At 37.3% G+C, this 22916-nt stretch carries 18 protein-coding genes and 2 riboswitches; of the genes, 8 read left to right on the top strand and 10 right to left on the bottom strand.

The features are described 5' to 3' along the window. Positions 1-42: 42 nt before the first annotated feature. The gene (locus tag EDD71_RS15330; protein WP_166636412.1) at positions 43-180 is read right to left on the bottom strand and encodes a hypothetical protein; all 138 of its coding nucleotides are present in this window, start codon (positions 178-180) and stop codon (positions 43-45) included. Between the two features lie 1175 nt (positions 181-1355). Here EDD71_RS15330 and EDD71_RS08620 point away from each other — a divergent pair. Continuing rightward, positions 1356-1598 (top strand): hypothetical protein, encoded by a 243-nt coding sequence (locus EDD71_RS08620; RefSeq protein WP_133628329.1) that lies wholly within the window; start codon positions 1356-1358, stop codon positions 1596-1598. A 1055-nt stretch (positions 1599-2653) separates the two neighbouring features. Here EDD71_RS08620 and eam read toward each other — a convergent pair. Next, positions 2654-3943, bottom strand: coding sequence for a glutamate 2,3-aminomutase (gene eam, locus EDD71_RS08615; RefSeq protein ID WP_133628328.1), 1290 nt, complete (start codon positions 3941-3943; stop codon positions 2654-2656). A 305-nt stretch (positions 3944-4248) separates the two neighbouring features. On the opposite strand from eam, the gene lspA reads away from it, so the two are divergent. Continuing rightward, positions 4249-4698: a signal peptidase II gene (lspA, locus tag EDD71_RS08610; RefSeq protein WP_133628327.1), complete on the top strand. Its 450-nt coding sequence runs from the start codon at positions 4249-4251 to the stop codon at positions 4696-4698. 76 nt (positions 4699-4774) lie between these two features. On the opposite strand, the gene EDD71_RS08605 is transcribed toward lspA, so the two are convergent. Then, positions 4775-5380, bottom strand: coding sequence for a DUF1836 domain-containing protein (locus EDD71_RS08605; protein WP_133628326.1), 606 nt, complete (start codon positions 5378-5380; stop codon positions 4775-4777). Between the two features lie 266 nt (positions 5381-5646). Between EDD71_RS08605 and EDD71_RS08600 the strand changes: the two genes are divergently transcribed. Together EDD71_RS08600 and EDD71_RS08595 are read left to right on the top strand one after the other, a co-directional pair. Beyond that, a complete protein-coding gene (locus EDD71_RS08600) occupies positions 5647-6066 on the top strand; it encodes an NfeD family protein (RefSeq protein WP_133628325.1) in 420 nt (139 codons plus the stop codon). 13 nt (positions 6067-6079) lie between these two features. Next, positions 6080-7015 (top strand): SPFH domain-containing protein, encoded by a 936-nt coding sequence (locus EDD71_RS08595; RefSeq protein WP_133628324.1) that lies wholly within the window; start codon positions 6080-6082, stop codon positions 7013-7015. An 86-nt stretch (positions 7016-7101) separates the two neighbouring features. Here EDD71_RS08595 and EDD71_RS08590 read toward each other — a convergent pair whose 3' ends face one another. Continuing rightward, a complete protein-coding gene (locus EDD71_RS08590) occupies positions 7102-7296 on the bottom strand; it encodes a hypothetical protein (protein WP_133628323.1) in 195 nt (64 codons plus the stop codon). Positions 7297-7728: 432 nt separating this feature from the next. Here EDD71_RS08590 and EDD71_RS08585 point away from each other — a divergent pair, with 432 nt between their 5' ends. Together EDD71_RS08585 and EDD71_RS15540 are read left to right on the top strand one after the other, a co-directional pair. Further along, positions 7729-9441: a flavin monoamine oxidase family protein gene (locus EDD71_RS08585; protein ID WP_207669317.1), complete on the top strand. Its 1713-nt coding sequence runs from the start codon at positions 7729-7731 to the stop codon at positions 9439-9441. A 346-nt stretch (positions 9442-9787) separates the two neighbouring features. Next, positions 9788-15472: an Ig-like domain-containing protein gene (locus tag EDD71_RS15540; protein ID WP_133628322.1), complete on the top strand. Its 5685-nt coding sequence runs from the start codon at positions 9788-9790 to the stop codon at positions 15470-15472. Positions 15473-15693: 221 nt separating this feature from the next. Here EDD71_RS15540 and thiE read toward each other — a convergent pair whose 3' ends face one another. The 5 genes from thiE to thiW are packed head-to-tail and all read right to left on the bottom strand — an operon-like array spanning position 15694 to position 19632. Beyond that, complete coding sequence (gene thiE, locus EDD71_RS08575) at positions 15694-16332, bottom strand: thiamine phosphate synthase (protein WP_133628321.1); 639 nt, start codon at positions 16330-16332, stop codon at positions 15694-15696. Next, positions 16316-17134 carry a hydroxyethylthiazole kinase gene (thiM, locus tag EDD71_RS08570; protein WP_133628320.1) on the bottom strand — a complete coding sequence of 273 codons (819 nt, stop codon included), beginning with the start codon at positions 17132-17134 and terminating at the stop codon, positions 16316-16318. The genes thiE and thiM overlap by 17 nt, the downstream gene beginning before the upstream one ends. Continuing rightward, on the bottom strand, positions 17092-18330 hold the full coding sequence (gene cytX, locus EDD71_RS08565) for a putative hydroxymethylpyrimidine transporter CytX (RefSeq protein ID WP_133628319.1): 1239 nt from the start codon (positions 18328-18330) through the stop codon (positions 17092-17094). Before cytX ends, thiM begins: the two co-directional genes overlap by 43 nt. Continuing rightward, positions 18323-19129, bottom strand: coding sequence for a bifunctional hydroxymethylpyrimidine kinase/phosphomethylpyrimidine kinase (gene thiD / locus EDD71_RS08560; RefSeq protein WP_133628318.1), 807 nt, complete (start codon positions 19127-19129; stop codon positions 18323-18325). Before thiD ends, cytX begins: the two co-directional genes overlap by 8 nt. Before the next feature lie 11 nt (positions 19130-19140). Then, a complete protein-coding gene (thiW, locus tag EDD71_RS08555; RefSeq protein ID WP_133628317.1) occupies positions 19141-19632 on the bottom strand; it encodes an energy coupling factor transporter S component ThiW in 492 nt (163 codons plus the stop codon). A gap of 82 nt (positions 19633-19714) precedes the next feature. Next, positions 19715-19827, bottom strand: a riboswitch (TPP riboswitch). 248 nt (positions 19828-20075) lie between these two features. Between thiW and EDD71_RS08550 the strand changes: the two genes are divergently transcribed. Together EDD71_RS08550 and EDD71_RS08545 are read left to right on the top strand one after the other, a co-directional pair. Then, positions 20076-20711 carry a DUF2238 domain-containing protein gene (locus tag EDD71_RS08550; protein WP_166636410.1) on the top strand — a complete coding sequence of 212 codons (636 nt, stop codon included), beginning with the start codon at positions 20076-20078 and terminating at the stop codon, positions 20709-20711. 152 nt (positions 20712-20863) lie between these two features. Continuing rightward, positions 20864-20963: riboswitch (SAM riboswitch) on the top strand. A 125-nt stretch (positions 20964-21088) separates the two neighbouring features. Next, on the top strand, positions 21089-21898 hold the full coding sequence (locus EDD71_RS08545) for a MetQ/NlpA family ABC transporter substrate-binding protein (protein WP_133628315.1): 810 nt from the start codon (positions 21089-21091) through the stop codon (positions 21896-21898). 219 nt (positions 21899-22117) lie between these two features. Here the strand turns inward: EDD71_RS08545 and EDD71_RS08540 are convergent, their stop codons facing one another. Then, positions 22118-22915 carry a metal ABC transporter permease gene (locus EDD71_RS08540; RefSeq protein ID WP_133628314.1) on the bottom strand — a complete coding sequence of 266 codons (798 nt, stop codon included), beginning with the start codon at positions 22913-22915 and terminating at the stop codon, positions 22118-22120. Position 22916 lies beyond the last annotated feature (1 nt).

Below are 22916 nucleotides of genomic sequence, written 5' to 3'. Positions count from 1 at the left end.
CCGAAGTCATGCTTTTAAGCGATAAACTGTTATTCCTCGTCCTCATGCTCTCTTAAGATAAGCCGTTTGACTTTTATAGTCATATCCTCTTTTGCATCCTGCTCTTTCTGACAGGCTGCACAGCTTTCCATATTCCGATTCCGTAAAGCGGATATGAAAGGTTTTGTTGTGTTTACGCATGCGATTCCTCCTTTGCATTTTGATAGGGGTTTCAGGGGTATCCCCCTGACAAGCGAACTTGGGCACACAAGTTCAGTGCTTGCTACAACGTAAGACACGCTACTTTTTGGCAGTATACCAACCGAAAAAAGAATAGGTGGTATGCCGTAAAATTTTGCCCTTTTCGGCTGGTTTGCTATAATATTTTGAAAAATCCCCTCACTAACCCTTTCATTTTTTTGCTAATATCGGGGAGGGTTTTAGCAAAAAATATATCCCCCTATTAATCAGCAGATTTTTTGGGTATTTGTTATCCCCCATTACAAATTTTTTTGCAAACAAGTGATGTGCTCTGCCGGAAGCTTTTTAAGGTTTTGCTTTATGAAGAAAACATCAGTATCATTAGGAAATTCCCTTATGATACTGATGTTTTCAGAATGGTATAATTGTTGGAATATATGTATTTATACTAAAAGTATGTAGTAATATATAAGATTGTCAAATGATGATAACTTTTAATTTAAAAATATTTTTTTCATCTCGTTTATGTATAAAGTACTGGTCAAGAAGTGAGAAACGTATAGAACCTAAGTGAATAAGTGGCATCTCTCTATATATGAAAATACCCTAATATTACAAACCCAAAATTTTTCAGCATTTTTTGCCACGCAGGACAAATTATACAGTTTTGTATTGAATGATAGCTTCAAGAGCGAGGCAGTATAACGAGGTGTAGTGAACCCTTGATGCTATTATTTGATACAAATATACCGATGTAAACTGCTGACAAATTTCCAGTCCGGATTTTACAAAAGCGAGGAATTTTCACTTGCAAAAACAACTTCCTCAACATAAGCAATAATAAGGCAATATTAAAAAAATACTTTTAATCGGGTGTATGAAATATAATATAAAGTTCTCTAATTCCAATAGAATAGATAAATTACATGTTTTTTAGATGAGTGGCAACGATTTATTCAACTTCTAATCTTTTTTCACATGAATTTAAGCATAGTATGCTTTGATGGATTTTATAAATTGTGAGGATGTATTAGTAAAATACGTGTTTTACTATACTAACATATGACTTTGAAACCTATTCAGGTGTTTTAGAGCGTGCATTATACGATTATACAATAAGAACAAAAAAAGCAGAAGTATATCAAACTGATGGATATAATTATTACTGGGCGCCAATGGCTACTACAGAAAAAAGAGAAACTTATGCGCAATTAAATACCGTATACCATGATATAAATGGCTACAGACAGGAGCCTGATAACCACGATGTAGGTGAAGTTAAAGAACAATACGGTGAATACTATTTAGATGAAGATAGACTTATGCAGTTAGCACAGAATACAACATCTCCACTATTCTATTCTTACACTACTGGTCCATCCTACAATTATAATAATGACTATTTACTTAAATATTAACTTGCAAAAATTAGAAAAAATGTCATAAAGAGACTATCGTACTAAGAAATTAGTGTAGCGACCCCTTACTTCACAAAAAATACGATCCCCGAACCTTTCAGGGCCGAGAAAAGAGGTTCAAAAAAAGATTAATAGCATATGGATCTTTTATTAAAGCTAACCTTTTTTTGATTATCGTCTGTTGCAGTGCACGAAAAAGATTTGGAATATCCTAACATATGGTAAAAAGGGCTGCCGCCTAACGATTTTGTCAATCGCTAAAGCGACAGCCCCCTTAATAGTGCTAATCATAATAGATGCAAAGATAGTAGAAAAAAATTAATTAAAACCTTTGCATCTGAAGCCAATAAGTATAGAAATAGAAGTCATCAAACTCTTGTACCTAATGATTTGTTCCTTCACTTTTTTAGCAAACGGATTACTTCTAATAGTGATAAAAAACTATTTATAAAATATTACTATTTGATTTATGGGGGTATCTAAATGAGAAAAATTTAAATTTCAATCTTCTTTAAAAAATTCCCTAATGGCACCTGAGAAAAAACCTTTACAAAAGTGAAGGATTTATAGATTCTTTCCCGAAGTTATTGAATTTTACTATTTTATCGTTATATAATTTGGTGACTACTGTTCCTATGCTTCATGCTTTAACTTATTCATCGCACTTGCTAATTCTAATTGCTTGTGCTTGCTTATTCGGTAGATTTCTTTTTTTACTTTTACTGGTCTTATACATAGCTTTCCATATTATTTCCCATGTCTGCTAACTCACTTAGGGAAGATATATTTGCAGACTTCCAGACAATACCGGTTTTGCATACAAGCCACGTCAATGTTTTTTAGGTAAGTATGACATACGATGTCATACTTACCTGTTTTAACATCTTCCTGCTTTGGTGATTACAAATTAGGGAGTAGATAGTTACTAGATTGTGAATTAGTTAATCTCTTTCAATTGTTTAGAATCCAATCCAATACATTCATAATGGCTGTTTCCAGCTTATTTACAATACCGTTTGCCGACTTTCCAATGTTTATTTGAGATTACTTCCTTATCACATACCCCGAATTGGCGCCTTTAAAAGTTTTTTGATATCCACTGTCGGACTGTTTGGATATTTTATTATATTCCCTTCCCAGGTTCTTAAAACTATATACTCCTTCCCCCTTGAGATCATGTACTGAGGAAGTATGGGAGTTTTTCCTTTACCTTCAGGGGCATTTATTATATAGGATGGAATTGCCATTCCGGATGTATAGCCCCTTAAATATTCCATAATTTCAATTCCATCGTCTACTGAAGTATTAAAGTGGGTAGTCCCGGTAACATGCTTGGCGTGGAAAATATAATAGGGTTTAACCCTGCATTTTAGAAGTTCATGATTTAATGCCTTCATTGTATGCCTGTCATTATTTATTCCATTAAGCAGCACTGCCTGATTTCCAAGTGGTATTCCTGCATTTGACAGCTTTTCACAGGCCTCCTTTGATTCCAGTGTAATTTCCATGGGATGATTGAAATGAGTATTTATATATACAGGATGATATTTTTTAAGCATATTGCACAGATCATCCGTTATTCTCTGGGGCATAGTTACGGGGATTCTTGTGCCAATTCTTATGTAATCAACATGGGGAATGCTTCTGATTTCCTTTATAATCCACTCTAAAGTTTCATCGGGTAAAGTTAAAGGGTCGCCTCCAGTTATAAGAACATCTCTAATTTCAGCATTAGCTCTTATGTACTGAATTGATTCTTCAATAGTATCCTTTGATTCGGCTTTATCAGTTTGTCCTATGAGCCTTCTTCTCTGACAGTGCCTGCAGTACATGGCACACACGTTTGTAACGTTAATAATCAGTCTGTCGGGGTATCTTCTCGTTATACTTCCTGCAGGATTTGTAAATTCCTCTAACATAGGGTCAGATTCACCTGATTCTTCAAGTTCAAGGTGAGTTGGAATGGACATGAGTCTAATGGGGTCAAACATATTCTGTGGGTCAATAAGGCTTGCATAATATGGAGACACAGCCCATCTGAATTTCTTACCAACTTTACTTATTTCTTCAGCCTCTTCATCACTTAAGTCTAATATTTTACTCAATACCGAAACGTTCATTATTCTATTTTTAAACTGCCATTTATAATCCTTCCAGTCATCATTTGTACCACCAAGAATTTTAAGTATTTTTTCCTTCCTTTCGTTTATAGCATCTTGAAGTTCAAGGCCTGATGGTATAGATTTGCGTGCACTAACATAATCATCTATCCTGCTTCTAAGCTCAGAGGCCCTTTGAAGTGAAATCTCCCGCTTCAGATTATGCAAAATATCACCCCTTTCCATTTTATATATTGTTTATGGATTGTAAGAGTTTAGTAAAACATAGACGTTAGTACGAAATGATGGCTGTGAAATAAGTAAAATTAAGAAAAATGCTGAATATAGAATGAATATTAAGAATATTATAATATTTATTGTTGTGGTTGTAAAGTTTTTCATCATCAATATAATTATCTTATATATCATGTTTTGTGATAGTTTCGGCTTTGGAAGATGCTGCGATAAGATAAAAAATTAAGATATTTGATATTTTAACATACTATGAATAAAATGAACATAACACTAAAAAATTTCAGGAAGGTTTTTTTATGGATGCATTATTTTTTACTTTGGTTGCAGCGATAATATTAATAGACCAGTTTAGCAAGCAGCGTGTGTTTTCCTACTTGGAGAGGAGAGGGTTTCCGGTTATTGAGAAAAAAATTATAACCTTAAGGATAGCCAAAAACGGCGGGGCAGCTCTGGGACTTTTTGAAAACAGGAGAAAGCTTCTTGTAAGCCTTACCATTATCCTTATGGCAGTAGTGGTTTATTATTTCGTCTATTCTTTAAAGAGCGAAGAAATGTTTCTTATAAAGTTATCATTATCCTTTATACTTGGGGGAGGAATAGGAAACCTTATAGACAGAGTTAAGTATAAATATGTAATAGACTTCTTCAGCTTTAATTTTAATAGGTCTCCAATATTCAATCTTGCGGATATTTTTATATTCATTGGAGTTATTATACTTCAAATCACATTAATTTTCTTCATATAAAAAAGATATTTTAAAACAATGCTTTTTTCTGAAGGGGCAGGGTGCTATCCCTGCCCGCCCCATTGGAGTTCAAGACTCAATCTTGAGTTTCTGCTTTTTTGAAATAGTTATCTATAATCTTTTCTGCAAGTCTTTTCTGGGCATCTGCCTGGGCAATAAGGATGAGAACGGTAAGGAAGAGCTCGGCCAGCTCCTTATTTTCTCCATCAAGGTTTGAAGTTTTATCCTTTATCAAATTGAACTTTTCATCAAATACATTACGGTAATTTTCGAATTCCCTGTGTTTAATTTCAATAAGTGTTGAATATATATCCTCTAGAGGGATTATGTCGTCTTCTTCTGTGTTTATATTGTTTAGTATAGGACCTATTATTGTTTTGATATCGTTTATTGAAATGATCTGTTTTAGATAATAAATAAGTATAAGAAGAATTATATGGCGTTTGCTGTATTTTTTGTTTTTAGGAGGCATGAGTATTCCAGCCTTGGTGTAGTTATTTATCATAGTCTTTGTAAGTATTTTATCCTTTTCATCCCTTTTAAGGTGCCCAAGCCTGTCATTAAAGAAGGTTGTAACCTGATCCATATATAGATCGATGTCGGGTATTTCGCTGGGCCGTATGTCATCCAGCAGGGACATGTCACTTATCAGTTTAGCTAAGTCATCTTTATTAAGTCTCATTGGTATCACCTCACATATATTATATAGTATTTAAAACTATATATCAACAATATTAACAAGATATCATAAGATTATTAAAGATTTATAGTGAGATATGAAGATATAAATATATAGTTATTTAATTTAAACAAGCTAATGCTGATATCATCTTAAAAGAGTATTGTTATTACAAATACCATGTGCTACTATTAATATAAATATTAAACATAGTATTTAATACTATGTTAACTTATATTAAGAAATAAATTTGTAAAGGGGGGAGTAATATGGAATATATAGTGCTGTGGGTTGTAGTGTCAGCAGCTGCTCTGGTATTGGATATAGTTACAACAAGCTTCTTCTTCTCCGGATTTACAGTTGGAGGTATAGCTGCAATAATTTCTCAAATGATTGGAGCTTCATTTTTAGTTCAATTTATCGTATTTGCCTTTGTAAGTGCTGCTGCAATAGCACTTGAATATTTGTGGGTCAGGAAAAGACTTAAAGGTACAATACCTAAAACTCTGAGAATGGAGGAGGAGTATATCGGAAGAAAAATTACAGTGGAAGATGACATTATTGATAGAGGCAAACTTAAGATTGATGGGATCTATTGGACGGTTGAAAATGCAGGAGAGGCTGTAAATAAGGGCGATACGGTTGAAATTATAGGCATAAAGGGCAACAAACTTATAATTAAAAAATAGGGAGGCTTAAATTATGGAAAGGATCATTATAGCCATTATTATCGTACTTGCACTGGTGCTTGTATTAATGTCAATTAAAATTGTAAACACAGGATATCAACTTGTAATTGAAAGATTTGGACAGTTCTACAGGGTTTTAGATCCAGGCTGGCACTTTTTAATCCCCTTCGTTGACTTTGTAAGAAAGAAGATTTCAACAAAGCAGCAGATACTTGATATAGAGCCACAGAGCGTTATTACAAAGGATAACGTAAAAATTTCAATTGACAATGTTATATTCTATAAGGTTATGAATGCAAAGGATGCAGTATACAACATAGAAAACTACAAGGCAGGTATTATATATTCAACAATAACCAACATGAGAAACATAGTAGGCAACATGACGCTTGATGAGGTGCTTTCAGGAAGGGACAAGATCAACTCGGAGCTTTTGAAGGTTGTTGATGAAATAACTGACGCCTATGGAATTAAGATTTTATCCGTTGAAATCAAAAATATCATTCCACCGGCTGAAATTCAACAGGCAATGGAAAAGCAGATGAAGGCAGAAAGGGATAAGCGTGCCGCAATACTTCAGGCAGAGGGTGAAAAGCAGGCAGCAATCGCAAGGGCGGAGGGTGAAAAGCAGGCAAAAATCCTTCAGGCCGAGGCTGAAAAGGAAGCAAACATAAGGCGTGCAGAAGGGCTTAAGGAATCGCAGCTCCTTGAGGCAGAGGGTAAGGCAAGGGCCATAGAGGAAATAGCAAGGGCCCAGGCTGAGGCCGTTGCGATGGTAAACAGAGCGATTATAGAATCTGGAACAAATGAAACGGTAATTGCGTTAAAGCAGGTTGAAGCTCTTCAGGAGATGGCAAAGAATCCGGCAAACAAGCTTATACTTCCAACAGAGGCAGTGTCATCCCTTGGAAGCATAGCCGCAATAAAGGAAGTCCTAAAGGATCGTTAATTACAGATATTTACAGGATAATTTACAAAAAACACTATCGGGACTGGGAACCGATAGTGTTTTTAATATAATAATTTTTTATATATTTATCTTAAGCCTCTTCTTGCACGATTAAATATTTTAAGCAGCTTCAAATCGGAGCCAAGATCGTACACCTTTTCCTTCTCCTGCCCATCGCCGGAAAATTCAGCACTACATTTATTGCATCTGTAGGAAAATGTCTTTTTCCTCATGTTATACACTGTAGTTAACCTTCCATTGCATTTGGGGCATTTTTTCATAACAGCATTGCTCCCTTCAATTTTTAATCGGTAATCATGTCAATCCGAGGCTATTATGCTTTTGACAGATACAGAATTGCGGAGATCAGTTTTATTTCCTAATTTAATTATAAACGAAATATTTCAAAATATAAAGAATATTTGTTAATATTATACAAAATATTTCAAATAAATAATTACAATTTATAACTTTGCATGTAATTTTAGATAACCTTACTGCCCACAAAATAGCAGAAAAAGTTTGGAATACGTAACACTCCAAAAGGTGTAGTTGCATTTCAAATCGAATATCTTCGAATATATTATAGTTTGTGAAGTTTTTCTAATTTAATTTCTTTTACACCTTTCTGGATTTGAAAAGTTTTCATCATATTTTACAGATGAATCAATTAAAATATTACAGATAAGTAATTCTAAGGAGTTATTTGATTTATGGATATGGATAAATATCGCCTTCAGCCCCCAAATCCGACTAATGCTAAGAGGCATGAACTACTAAAAGCAGTTTTGATAAAAGAAGGAAGAATTGAGGATTATGAAAATATTATAAACCTCCTTAGCCCACCGCCCGAAATAACAAACTACATACCTTCGGGAAAATTCAAGGGCAAAAAGGTTGGCATCATTGGTGGAGGACTTGCCGGTTTGTCGGCTGCCTTTGAGCTTAGAAAACTAGGGTTTGATATAACTATATTTGAGGCAATTAATGACCGCATTGGAGGAAGGGTCTATACCCATTACTTTGATAATGAAGGTAAACTCTACGGGGAGCTTGGAGCAATTAGAATACCCGTTTCACATGAGACCACATGGCACTACATCAATCTATTTAAGCTTGATACGATTCCATTCATACAATCAAATCCCAATGCCTTTGTATATGTTAAAAATACAAGAGTAAGAAATGATTCACAGGGTAGAAACATAACTGAAAAAATATATCCTCTGTTCAATCTTAAGGAGTGGGAGAGGAGCATACCATGGAATAAGCTTTATGAATATGTCTCTTTATATCCTCTTAAAAAGCTATCTCCTTCGGTTAGAACCGAAATATTAAGGATACTTCCGGAATATGATTATGAATACAATTACTTTATAAATTCAAGTGTCCGGCAGGTTTTAGAGGATTTAAAACTCAGCGATGAGGCTATAAACCTTTTAACAAGTATAGATCCATTTGGAGCATTTTTATACAATTCCTACAGCAATGCCATTCAAGAAGATTATTCTGCATCGTTTACTTACATGTATCATATAAATGGAGGAATGGCAAAGCTTCCTCTTGCCTTTTATAAATCCCTGATTTCGCCATATCCTTCAGAGTATAAGAATATATCCCATGAAGATTTAGGAAAAGTATTCTTAAAGTGCGGTAATTGGGTAACTGGAATATATAAATCGGCAAAAGGCGAAAAGGTTGTTCTAAAATATGAAAATAAGGAAATTGGCCATCCCATGAAGGAAGTCTTTGATTATGTTATATGCGCAATACCATATTCAACATTAAGAGAAGTAGAAATATATCCTTTGTTTAGCAATAGAAAGATGCAGGCAATAAGAGAGATTAACTATTCTTCATCCCAAAAGACCATATTCCTGTGTCGTAAGCGCTTCTGGGAGGAGGATAGACACTATGGAAGGATAGCAGGCGGTGTATCAACAACTGATATGATGATTCAGTCAATTATTTATCCACCTGATCATGCAGGTTGTAAAAAATTTTATGGAGAAGATGGGTATGTTAAAGGCTGCAGCCCATATGAGTCAGGAGTTCTTACGGCTTCATACAATTTCAATCAGGATGCAATAAGGCTTGGGAATATGGAGGAGGAGAGGAGAATAAGGCTTATTAAAAGGCAGGTGGAAAAGGTTCATGGGCTTCCTGAGGGCTACATGGATTCCATAGTTTTAGATTATAAAACTGTGCACTGGAATAGGGAGCCATGGTTTAAGGGGGCCTTTACAATACTTAACCCCGGACAAAGGAGGATTTTTTCATATGATATGCTAAAGCCTGAATACAACGGCAGGGTATACTTTGCAGGCGAACATACTTCAGCAACCCTGGGATGGATTCAGGGGGCCCTCTATACAGGGATGATTGCAGCAAACAACCTTGCATATAATGCCGCAAGGCAAAGATAAGCAAAAGGAACGGTTCATTCCTTTATTAAATTAGCCTTAAGGGGCTAAAAAGTAATGAACCGTACATGGTTAGCTTGAAGCTTTCAGAGGTGACTTTGAAATTGATATTTAAAGATACTATCAATAAACTTCATAATTTTCAAAAAAATTCATAAAATCTATTATAGGCTTATAAAATTAATACCATTCGAAATCAAATCCTCCCTGGAATTTATTAAGAAGTCAATCGTTTTTTCTTTAAGTAACTTAAATTTTTTAACATAAATAGAAGCAATTCATAAGGGGTGAAGTGAAAGATTAAGGTGAAAAATTATAACATCAAGTATTATTAACTGGGGGGGTATTGATGAAAGGTAAAAGGGAGAAGAGGTTTTTAAGCTTAATTTTGGCACTGACCTTTGTGCTAAGCAACTTTATGATGTTTGCTAATGTTAAAAAAGCCATTGCCGTTGAAGTAACACTTATAGACGAAGGCTTTGATAGCGGGAAGACAGCACCACAAGGATGGACGTTTAACAATATAGAAGGCACATATACTACATCGGGAAATTATGGACTAGCATCTCCTTCATTAAAATTAGACAGTTCAGCAGACGGCATTGTAACTCCTCAATTTAAAGATCCAAAGGTTCTGTCCTTCTGGATAAAGGGACAGGGTACAGATGCAAATTCATCCTTATTAGTTGAGCAGTTTGATGGAACAAACTGGGCTATACTGGACAACATAAAGCCTCTTCCAACATCAGGTGTTATAAAAACATATCCACTTAACAGTAATATAGTTCAAGTTAAGTTTAGCTATACAAAAGTTGCAGGTAACCTATCCTTTGACGATGTGAAAATCACAGGAACAGTGGATGAGGGTGAAACAGTCAGGGTTACAGGAATAACTATTGATAAACAAACTGCAGAGGTTGAGGTTGGAAACGCAATAACCCTTGAAGCATGGGTTCAGCCTCAGGATGCAACAAACAAAAATATAATCTGGTCATCGAGCGATGAAACCGTTGCACAGGTAAATGGCGGAGTAGTTAAGGGCATAAAGGAAGGAAAGGCCATAATTGCTGCAATAACAGAGGATGGAGGATATAGGGATACCTGTGAAGTTACAGTTAAGCCGGCAAGTATTCTTTCTATAGCTGAAGCCAGGCAGAAGCCTGAGAACACAATTGTAGCGGTCAGAGGAATAGTAACCTGGGTAGATGGGAGCAACTACTATATACAGGACGATGCTGCAGGAATTAATGTGTATAAATATGGGCTTGATTTAAAGGTTGGAGACCAGATAGTTGTAAAGGGTCCCCTTGCAATATACAATGGTCTGCTTGAAATAAAGCCTGCGTCAAATTCAGACGTTACTGCTGAAAGCAGCAATAATGCACTCCCACAGCCAAAGGTTGTAAAAATAAGCCAAATAGGGGAAGCCTATGAAGGCCAGCTCGTAAAGATTAAGGGAGCAATCCTTGGGGCTATAAACACAACAGGAAATACGACCCTTACCGATGACACTGGAACGATTAATATCTATAAAATACCTTCTTTAATGGATATTAAGGAAGGGGACAAGGTAGATGTAACGGCAATAGTTTCGCAATATAAGGATTATCAGCTAAGGGTTAGAAATACCTCAGACATTGTTCTACATCAGGGTGTGTTTGCTGACGACCTTTTCATATCGGAGTACATTGAGGGTAGCAGCAACAACAAGGCAATTGAGATATTCAATGGAACCGGTAAAGATGTAGATCTGTCAAAGTATACTCTAAAGCTTTACTCAAATGGTTCTACAACACCAGGCAATACTTTAAATCTCGCAGGAACATTGGCAAATGGGGATGTATATGTAATTGCAAACAGCAGTGCAGCTGATGCAATAAAGAGTAGAGCCGATATAATCTCAGGAGTTGCAAACTTTAATGGTGATGATGCCTTAACCCTTGAGCACGATGGAGTAGTTATAGATTCCTTCGGCCAGGTAGGTTTTGACCCCGGTACATCATGGGGAAGCGGTGCAACAGTCGACCATACACTCATTAGAAAAAGCACGGTTACAAAAGGTGATAGCAATTCAAGCGATGCCTTCGATCCGTCAAAGGAGTGGGATATTAAGAATATAAATTATTTTGATGACCTGGGTATACATACTATGGACGGCTTTGAGGGTGGAACAGTAGGAGAGGATACAACACCTCCTGCTATAACACACGATCCCGTTACTGAAGGGAGTACATCTGCAAACCTTGATATAACCGCAAAGGTTACGGACAATAAAAGGGTTGCGGCAGTTAAGCTTTACTACAGAGCAATTGGACAAACAACCTATAAGTCTATGGAAATGGAACTTTTAAATGGCAACTATTCAGCATCGATTCCAAGGGAGGATCTAAGCACTACAGGGCTTGAATATTATATTGAAGCTACAGACGGAACAAATACAGTAACATCCCCGGAGGATAAAAACTCTCCATATAAAGTAAATATTACCGATTCAGACCTTTTAGGCCCTGAAATCTCTGATATGACACCCGGAAGTGGTGAATTTACAGGGGAAAATTTAAGGCCTGTTATAAGCGCTAAATACAAAGATACAGGGTCTGGAATTGATACAGGCTCAGCAAGGTTGTACCTGGATAATACCGATGTTACAGATAAGGCAGTTATTACAGAGGATGGAATATCCTACACACCGGAGCAGGACCTTTCAAAGGGGATCCACTATGTTAAGCTTGAATTAAGGGACAAGGCACCTGTTCCAAACACCGGCATAATGGAATGGAACTTTTATGTTGGTAAGGAAGAGTATAACATATACTTTGGACAGCTCCACAGCCATACAAACTACTCTGATGGACAGGGAACCCCTGAGGAGGCCTATGACTGGGCGAAAAATACTGCAAAGGCCGATTTCTTCGCAGTAACTGACCACTCAAATTCCCTTGACAATGATACAAGTGCAACCCTTGCCGATGGTTCTGCAAGCAACGAGTGGAAGAAACTCCATGAAATTGCAGATAAGTACAATGAAGATGGTAAGTTTGCAGCCATTGCAGGATTTGAAATGACCTGGAGCGGAAGCACAGGAGGTTGGGGACACATAAATACCTTTAATACTCCAGGATTTCTTTCAAGAAACAGCAAGATAGATGGTAAATCGGTTGACCTTCCAATGTACTACAATGAAATAAAGAAATATCCTATGTCCATATCCCAGTTCAACCATCCGGGAACCACATTCGGGGACTTTGGCGACTTTGGATATTATGACCCTCAGGTTGACAGTGTAGTAAATCTTATAGAAGTGGGAAACGGTGAGGGTCCGGTTAGGGGCTCAGGATACTTTCCAAGCTATGAATATTATACCAGGGCACTTGATAAGGGGTGGCACGTGGCTCCAACAAATAACCAGGACAACCATAAGGCCAATTGGGTAACTGCAAATACTGCAAGGACAGTGGTTTTAGCACCGGCACTTTCAAGGGAGTACGTATATGATGCATTAAGAAAGATGAGGGTATACGCAACTGAAGATGAGAACCTCAGGATAATGTTTAAGGCTAATGACAAGGTGATGGGCTCCTTCCTTTCAAATCCATCATCCCTTGATATAAATATAAGTATTCAGGACCCTGATATATCCGATAAAATAGGCAAGGTTTCAATAATAACCAACGGTGGAGTTGTTGCGGCATCTAAGAATTTTGATTCAAATACTGCGGATTGGAGTTTAACCTTAAGTCCACAATACTCATACTATTATGTAAGAGTTGATCAGGAAGATAAAGATATTGCAGTTACAGCACCGGTTTGGACAGGGGCCAATATATCAGCAGGAATATCAAAGGTTGAGGCTTCCCAAAATATCTATATTACCAATAACCCGGTGGATTTAAAGGCAACACTTTTTAATAATGGCGATGAGGCCCTAAAGGATGTAAAGGTTGAATTCTTCGTAAACGAAATAAAACCAGAAAACAAAATAGAGGAAAAAACAATTTCAGAAATACCAATTAGAGGAACAGCCGACACATTAATTAACTGGACGCCTGATAAGGCAGGCAGCTACATCATATATGCAGCCACGACCCTTAACATAAATGGAGAGGACAGAGCATTTACAGCAAGTACAAAGGTTGAGGTTGCCAATAAGGATGACATAGTAAAGGTTGTAGTAGATGCGGGACACTATAATCAGTATGTTAGCGGAGACTATTCAAACAAAATAACTGCCCTTAAGGGAATACTTTCAGATAGAAAGTTCCTGTTTTATGAGAATAAGGACGCCTTAACACAAGAGGATTTGCGGGATGCAAGGATTCTTATAATAACAGACCCTCAAAGTAAGGATGATTCAAGATATAATCTCTTTAGGTCAAACTTTACAGATGCAGAGATAGATGTAATAAAGAACTTCGTGACTAATGGCGGTTCACTTATCATAACATCAAGGGCAGATTACAATGATAAAGGTGTAACCGAAAAAGCCTATGAGAACTCAAATCAGGGCAACAGAATTCTTGAAGCTATAGGCTCTAACCTGAGGTTTAACGATGATGAGGTCATAGATAAAACTTCAAATGGGGGACAGGAATATAGACTATATTTTGATGATTATGTATCAACAAAATATGGACTCACGAACAACATTCCAGAGGGGCTTACCTACAGTGCATACAGCGGATGCTCTGTGATACTTAAAGATGGTGGAAGTGATTCGGCTGTTGATTGGCTTATAAAGGGCCACGAAACAACAGAAACATTAGATTCCGACCTTCAAAATGATGCAGCTCCGGTTGAGAAGGGTAACGTTTACTCCCTTGCAGCAGAAGTTCTTCCTGGAGGAGGTAAGCTAATAGTTGCAGGAACAACCTTCTTCTCAGACTTTGAAACTACAGGAGATAACGAATATGCAAACAGGCAGATAACACAAAACATACTTGGCTGGATGACAAGGCCTAAGCTTTCAACTATCGCACAGGTTAGGGAAGATAAAGACAGGGATGGAATTTTAGATAACCTTGGAAAGAAGTTCATGGTTGAAGGAAGAGTCACGGCAGCTTCAAAGGCAGCAGTTAAAAATACAGCCTTCTTTGACGTATTCTATGTTCAGGACGAAACTGGTGGAATTACAGTGTTTGGTGTTTCAAACAAGTCCCTTCCGCTTGGTTCAAAGGTTAGGGTAATAGGAAAGGTTGACCAGTATGATGGGGATGCTGAGCTTCAGCTTTCAAATGAAAACTATGACATTGAAATATTGGGCAGCAACATAGAGCTTGTTGAACCAAGGGTAATGAAAACCTACGAGAGTATGCTTGAGGAAAATGAAGGATGGCTTGTTAAGGTTGAAGGTAAGGTAACAAAAATGACAGAGAACTCACTATTCCTTGATGATGGCAGTGGAGAAGCAAGAATATATGTAAATGGATATATTGGAGATGATACAGACAATCCTGACATGCTCGGTAAATGGGATAGAAGAATTAAGGTGGGTGATGTTGTAAGTGCAGTTGGTCTTGCATCAGAGGATCCGGAGGGGCACAGAATAAGGGTTAGAAACACTTCAGAGATTGTTCTGGTAAATTCAGCTGTGTTAGTAACAGGAATAAGCCTTGATAAAACGAATGCCGAGCTTAAGGTTGGAGATACATTAAACCTTAAGGCATCAATAACTCCTGATAATGCAACAAACAAGAATGTTAGCTGGAAGTCTGACAACGAAGCTGTGGCCAGGGTAGATAACAATGGAAAGGTAACGGCATTAAAGGAAGGAAAGGCAACAATAACTGTAACCACTGAGGACGGAAGCTATAGTGCAGAATGTAAAATCGTTGTAAAAGCTAATGAAACAACTACACCAGGGAATATAGAGCAACCAGGAAATTCTGGCGGAATAGATACACCAATAAGTTCAGATGGTTCAAAGGTTATTCCCAAGACAGGGTCACCCGTTGATAGAAACCTTCTTATAACACTGGGCATTCTTGCTTTAGGTGCAGGGGTATTTATGGTAGTTCGTAAAAGAAAGGCTGAATAATATAATAAAAACCAGGCTTAATTGCCCGGTTTTTATTTACGATATAATTCACGCTTCATTAAGCACATATGGATATATGGTATCAAGCCCTTTAAAGCGGGAAAATCTTTAGAAGAGGATGTTAAGAATTTCGAAGCAAATAGGGGACAGTTCATTCTTTTTTAAGTTAGCCTCATTAGGCTAAAAAGTTATTAACTGTCCCTAAGTAGTTTAAACTTTTATCAACTGTCTCCGTTGAGCTTTTTCTTAAGCTCGAGGGCAGCCTGCTTAATATCCTTTCTGCCGAGTATTGCAGAGATGACTGCTGCTCCGTCTGCGCCTAACTCAATAATCTGTTTTACGTTGTTTTGGTTTATCCCGCCTATTGCAACAACGGGTATTTTTATACTTTCCTTAATCCTTTTAAGCTCATCAAGGGTAACGTCCCTTGTGTCGCTTTTGCTGATTGTTGGAAACATGGCTCCAACTCCTATATAGTCAGCGCCGTCCTCCTGTGCCTTTAGTGCTTCTTTTAAATTTGCTGTGGATACTCCAAGTATCCTATCAGGTCCCAGTATTTTTCTTGCTATGTGGGCAGGCATATCATCCTGTCCCACATGAAGCCCTGCCGCATCAACAGCAAGGGCGATGTCGAGCCTGTCATTTATTATAAGGGGGATGTTATATTTATCTGTTACAGCCTTTACCCTCAATGCTGTGTTATAAAATTCAAGGGTTGAAGCTGCCTTTTCCCTAAGCTGTACGAGGGTTACGCCTCCTAATATAGCCTCCTCCACGGCCTCTTTAAGATCCCTTCCATTTAATATTCCCCTGTCAGTGACAAGATAAAGGCTGTAGTTAACATCAATCTTGTTTTTCATATACTCTTCCACCTTCCATAATGTCCCCTTCAGACAGGTTGTATATGCTATCAAACAGCCTCATTCTAAAGGTTCCTGTTCCTTCCCCTTTCCTAAGGCTCTTATATGCCTTTTCCCCTGCAAGACCCATTGTTAAAATGCCTGCTGCTGCACTTAGGTAGTAATCATTTGTTACTCCTGAATAGGTTCCAATAAGGCATGTACTCATGCAGCCTGTTCCTGTAACCATTGAAAGCATTTTGTGCCCGTTTTCTATTGTGCACAGCCTTTTTCCATCTGATATGATGTCCTTTGCACCTGTAATTGCAATAACGCTTCCCAGGCGCATTGCAAGGCTTAGGGCTATTTCTTCACCTCCGTGGGTGCCCTCCGTTGAATCCACTCCCTTTATTCTGGCGTCAATGCCTGCCAATATTTTAATCTCAGACATGTTCCCTCTTATTACCGAGAACTTAACTTCATTTATAAGCCTCTCAGCAGTTTTAGTCCTTAGTGTTGTGGCCCCAATTCCAACCGGGTCAAAAATTACAGGTATTCCTGCTTCATTTGCCTTTTTGCCTGCACGTATCATGGGTTCAATGGTTCTTGAATTTAGGGTACCGATGTTTATAACAAGGGATGATGCAATTGAAGTCATTTCTTCAACTTCATCTATATCGTCGGCCATAACAGGGGAACCGCCGAGGGCTAATATTATATTTGCACAGTCGTTTACTGTAACATAGTTTGTGATGTTATGGATGAGGGGTTTTTTTTCCCTTACCCCTGATAGGAGTTTTGAGATTTCCTTAAGTATTTCCAATTTTCAATCCACCTCCAGGATAAAATATAAATCAACGAAGTTAATATCATTACAGGGACGGTTGAGCCCAAAATGAAATCGAATTTAATAAGTATATAGTATAGAACAACTCCAATGATCCACACGATCATGGCTCCCCAATCGATTATAAGGTTATCCTGAATCCTTGTGCGCTTTTTAATTATGAAGTAGTCAGTAAAGAGTATTGCAAACAGAGGAGCAAACACCGATCCTATTGCATATAGGAAGCTCTCATACTGTTCAATAGGTACAACAATTGCAACTATAGTACCTATAACTCCCATAATAACAGAAACTGTTTTTTCATTTAAATTTGGCATTATGTTTAAGAAGGTTACCCCTGCTGAGTAGACATCCATAAAGGTAGTTGTAACTGTTGCCAGAACGATTATTCCAAGGGCTGCAAATCCCAGGTTGGCAGCAGTCATTATAGCTCCAACGTCAGGGTTTTCAAAGAGTATTGCAGCGCCAAGCCCAACAAGGTACATCCAGGAGCTTGCAACAAAGTATCCTATAAAACTTCCTGATACTGCCCCTTTTTTGCTTTTAGCAAACCTTGTGTAGTCGGCAATCAAGGGAAGCCAGGATAGAGGCATAACTATATTTAATTCTAAAGCCCCTCCAAAGCTCATGTTTCCTGTAGCCTGCTTTGTAAAGAGTTCTCCATTTTTAAAGACTATAAAGCTTAAAACAATGGTTAAAATAAGCAGGAGAAAAACAGCCGCAGTATTTATCTTCTTAAAGCCTGCACTTCCAGATACAATCCAAAGGCAAACAAGAAGTCCTATAACGATGGACCAGAAGTTAATGCTGTCAAATGACCACAGCGTTTTGCTTATTATGTTTATCGAACGCCCTCCGGATATGATCATAACTGCCGTCCATCCAATGAGCTGAAGAACGTTTAAAATCGAAAATAAATAGGAACCATATGATCCAAAGGATATTCTTGTGGACATGATTGCCGGGATTCTTTCCTCTGTTCCGATAACTCCACCTAAAACCAGTATTGCAGTTCCTATGGCATGTCCAAGCAAAATAACTAAAAATCCTGTTTTAAAGCCAAGGGGTGCTATGAGACTTCCTGTCATTATCTCTGCAATTGATATTGCAGCACCAAACCATAAAAATAGAAAATTAAATGCTGTTAAGTTGTTTTTTGTTTCGTTATTCATTTAAAACACCTGCTTTCTTGTATAGTGTATAGAAATGGTTTGTTGGACCAACACCCTTTCCAATGGACAGGGAGTGTTCAATTGCAACTGTAATGTATTCCTTGGCCCTTTCAACTGCCTCAAATATTGAGTAGCCAAGGGCTAAATTCGAAGCAATGGCAGAAGAGAGGGTGCATCCCGTTCCATGTGTATTTTTTGTATTAATTCTATGGGACTTAAAGTGATTTATTTCATATCCGTCAAAGAGAACATCAGTTGCATCCTCCTCAAGATGCCCTCCCTTTACAAGGACGTTCTTTGGACCCATTTCGAATATGGCTTTTGCTGCCATTTCCATGTCATTTATATTTTTAATTTCCATACCGGTAATTGCTCTTGCCTCATGTATATTTGGCGTAATTATCGTTGCTATTGGCAGAAGGTTTTTAATAAGGGCATCCTTTGCCTCGGGCCTTAAAAGGTCAAACCCGCTTTTGGATATCATAACAGGGTCAAGTACAATATTTTTAGCATTGTATTTTTTTAGCTCCTCTGCAATGGTATTTATAGTATCTATTTGAGATACCATTCCGATCTTTACTGCGTCAACATCTATATCCTCAAAAATTACCTCTATCTGTTTTGCAATAATATCCTTTGATATATCCTGAACAGCAAAGACACCCTGTGTGTTTTGAGCTGTTACTGCTGTAATTACGCTCATTCCAAAAACTCCGTGGGCAGAAAAGGTCTTTAAATCCGCCTGAATTCCTGCACCACCGCTGCTGTCTGAACCTGCAATTGTAAGTACTTTCTTCATATTTTTACCTCCTATGCTGTTAGTTTTTTTAACATTTCATTTTTTTCAAATATGCTAACAAGAACGTATCCTATAATGCTTCCTCCTATGGTACTTATAAGGAAGGGAACTACATAGAAAAGCACCGCTGCATCCTTTCCCACTACAAACTTTGCAACGGGATATGCAGCAATTCCTCCCAGTATACCCGTTCCAAATACTTCTCCAATAGAGGCAAAAAGCTTGCTCCCTGTTCTTTTAAATACAACGCCTGCAAGAAATGCTCCTATCATGCTGCCTGGAAATGCTAAAAGAGAGCCTGTACCAAGGATGTTCCTGAGAAGTGAAATTAAAAAAGCGTTTGAAAGGGCATACCAGGGGCCTAGCAAAACTGCTGAAATAACGTTGATGGCATGCTGGACCGGGAAGCATTTTGATGCTCCAACAGGTATGTAAATTATATTACCAAGGATTGTACCTGTTGCGATTAGCATTGCTGAAAAAGTAAGTTTTCTTGTATTCAAGATCTATACCTCCCTTCATGTTAAGAAATAAAAAAGCACAAACCCAGATAAGGATTTGTGCCATTAAATATACAAATTAAAATGCATATAAATAGCACTTCCCTACGCTGGCATTATCCAGATCAGGTACAAGGGTCAAGGTTTTTCCGGAATCCTTATCTCAGCTGGCCAATTCCAGCTCCCCTAGTGCCGGTAATTTATTCAATTCATTCTTTTAGTTAAATTTTAACATAACTTAAATTAAAATCAAGTTATTAATTAAAGGGAAAATTGGAGCCGATCTGTAAATTTATCCAGCACAACGAGTTAATATAGTGCGAAGATATGGAAAGGAAGCAGGATTATATGTTTAGATTTAAAATGCAAGTAAAATGCATACATTATAACTGAACAAATAAACGCTTTATTCATTCAAACGTAAAATGAAAAATGAGGTGAAGGGAATGAAGGCCAATTCTACCAATAAAAAATTTAATATCTTACTTACAGTTGTAATAGCGATGCTATTTGTTACATCTTCATTGTCAAACCTTCTTAATCGCAATTATGTAAATTTCGTAACTGCAGCAGCAACCCTTGTCATTATATTTTTAATTCCAGCAGCAGTAAGCAAGTTGCATATAAGGTTTCCACAAAATATATGGATGATAATGATAATATATGTTTTTTCGGCTAACTACCTCGGAACTATCAACTCCTTCTACGATAGATTCTGGTGGTGGGATATAGTGCTCCATGCTTTGTCAGGAGTTATAATTGGTACTATCGGCTATCTTCTTATATTTGTTATAAATCGTAAATTTGATAAGGATATTAAGCTGACTCCTGCTATGGCGGCGATTTTTACCTTTAGCTTTTCCCTAAGTCTTGGGTCAGTATGGGAGATATATGAGTTTTTAATGGACCACATATTCGGCCTCTTTATGCAAAAGGGAAGCCTTGTTGATACAATGCTTGATATAATAGCTGATGCGGCTGGGGCTTTAATTTCTTCGCTTTTAGCGTTTAGACATGAAAAATATAGGAAAGGAAAAGCGCTAAAGGAGCTTGTTGAAGAATTCATCGAACTGAATAGGTGACATTTGCATTTATTTTTGTATTTAAAAACTATTTGAAAGAATTGTTATATGGTATTAGTGGACGATCCAGAAAATTGAGAAAAAGTTTAGAAAGATATATTGACATAGAATATATAACAAAGTATACTTATTTTCAATAAATTAAATAGGAACTCTTATCAAGAGAGGCGGAGGGACTGGCCCGATGAAGCCCGGCAACCAGCAATCTATTGCAAGGTGCTAATTCCAGCAGCATATGCTGACAGATGAGAGAGAATTCACATGCGGCCGCAGACCTCTTTCATCGAAAGAGGTTTTTTTAATACCTAAAAATATAAATAATCGCGATTTAAAAAAGAGTACGTATAATATATTTATTCTGTTGAGGAGGAATATTTGTGAAAAATATACTTAGTAAAGCTTTAATTTTTATAATAGCAGCAGGGGTTTTATTAACCGGATGCAGCAAGAAAGCAGATGATAAGATTTTAAAGGTTGGAGTTACTCCGGTACCCCACAGTGATTTATTAAAGTTTGTTGAACCCAAATTAAAGGAAAAGGGCATAAAGCTTGAGATAGTTGAATTCAACGATTATGTTACACCAAATAAGGCTCTGGTAGAGGGAAATATAGATGCAAATTTGTTTCAGCATGAACCTTTTCTAAATAACTTTAATGCACAGAACAACACAAACTTAGTTGCCCTTGGAAGGGTAAACTTAAATCCAATGGGGCTATATTCGCATAAAATAAAAAATCTTAAGGATATTAAAAAGGGTTCCACTTTAGCATTACCCAATGACCCTATAAATGAGGCAAGGGCACTGCTGTTTCTTGAGATAAACGGATTGCTTAAGGTAAAGGAAGGGGTAGGATTAAAGGCAGATATTAAGGATGTTGTAGAAAATCCGTATGAATTTAAGTTTAAGCCCGTAGAAGCCGCACAGCTTCCTAGAGTTTTGGATGATGTTGATTTAGATGTTATTACAGGAAACTATGCCCTGGGCGCCGGTATATCACCTGTCAAGGAGGCATTGGTACTGGAGGATGCAAGGTCAATGTTCCCTAACGTTCTTGTTACAAGGCCGGAATTGAAAGATGATGAGCGTATAAAGGCTCTTTTAAGTGCACTTCAATCCAAGGAAATGGCCGATTACATGAAGGAAAAATATAATGGTGCGGTAGTGCCGGGATTTGAAGTAAAATAAGCTGCCAAAATTCCTGGCAGCTTTAATTTTTTGGGAAATACAATTAAAGGTGCCTAAAAACTCATATTTCGCTGAAAGGCATGAAAATCAGGACATTTTTCTTAACTTAAAAAACAGAATTTCTAGGACTTGCTTGTTCCTTGTTTCACCTCATCCATATGCAAGTAATTTTCTAGATAATCCATACTGCCATGCAGCAGGAATTACGCTACAAACTCTTCAGGGGACTAAATAGAATCGTCTTGTTAAAAGTACAATAAAAAGTACAAAAACAGATGTTAAAGCAATAACTCCACCCGGAGCACTGTTAATGTAATAGGAAATTATAAGTCCTCCAATTATATCTATAAAGCCAAACAGTATAGAAAAGACAAGTGTTTGCTTAAAACCTTTTCCAAGCTGCAGGCTTGCTGCAACAGGTATAATGAGCATGGATGAAAGCACAAGTATTCCCATAATCCTTATAGATGCAGATATTGTGGCACCAACGATGAGTGCAAATATATAATTTACAAGTTTTACTTTTATTCCGGCAATGCGAGCACCTTCTTCATCGAAGGTTGTATATATAAGTTTATTGTATAGAAGCATAAGTGCAGTTATTGAAATTACATTCATAACCAGAATAGTAAGGAGGTCCCTGTCAGATACCGTTAATATACTTCCGAACAAAAATGAATTGACATTGGCGCTTGCTTTCCCCATGCTTATTATGGTTATTGCGATTCCAACACAAAGGGTAAGTATTATTACAAGTATGAGTTCGGCATATCTTTTATAGTAGACTCTGAGCCCTTCTATCAAAAGGCCTGCGATGGATGTAAAAATAAATGCACTCAGGATTGGGTTAATACCCAGTAAAACTCCCAGGGCAACCCCTGCAAATGACGCATGGGATAGTGTATCTCCTATCATTGACTGCCTTTTCAGAACCAAAAACATACCTATGGATGGGTATAATATTGAGATAAGCAGTGATGCTAAGAGGGCATTTCTCATAAAACTATATTGAAACATC

This window comes from Fonticella tunisiensis (assembly GCF_004364155.1).
Taxonomy (GTDB): Bacteria; Bacillota; Clostridia; order Clostridiales; family Caloramatoraceae; genus Fonticella; species Fonticella tunisiensis.
The sequence above is the reverse complement of the archived record's forward strand: the minus strand, read 5'-3'. Positions and strand labels throughout refer to the sequence as shown.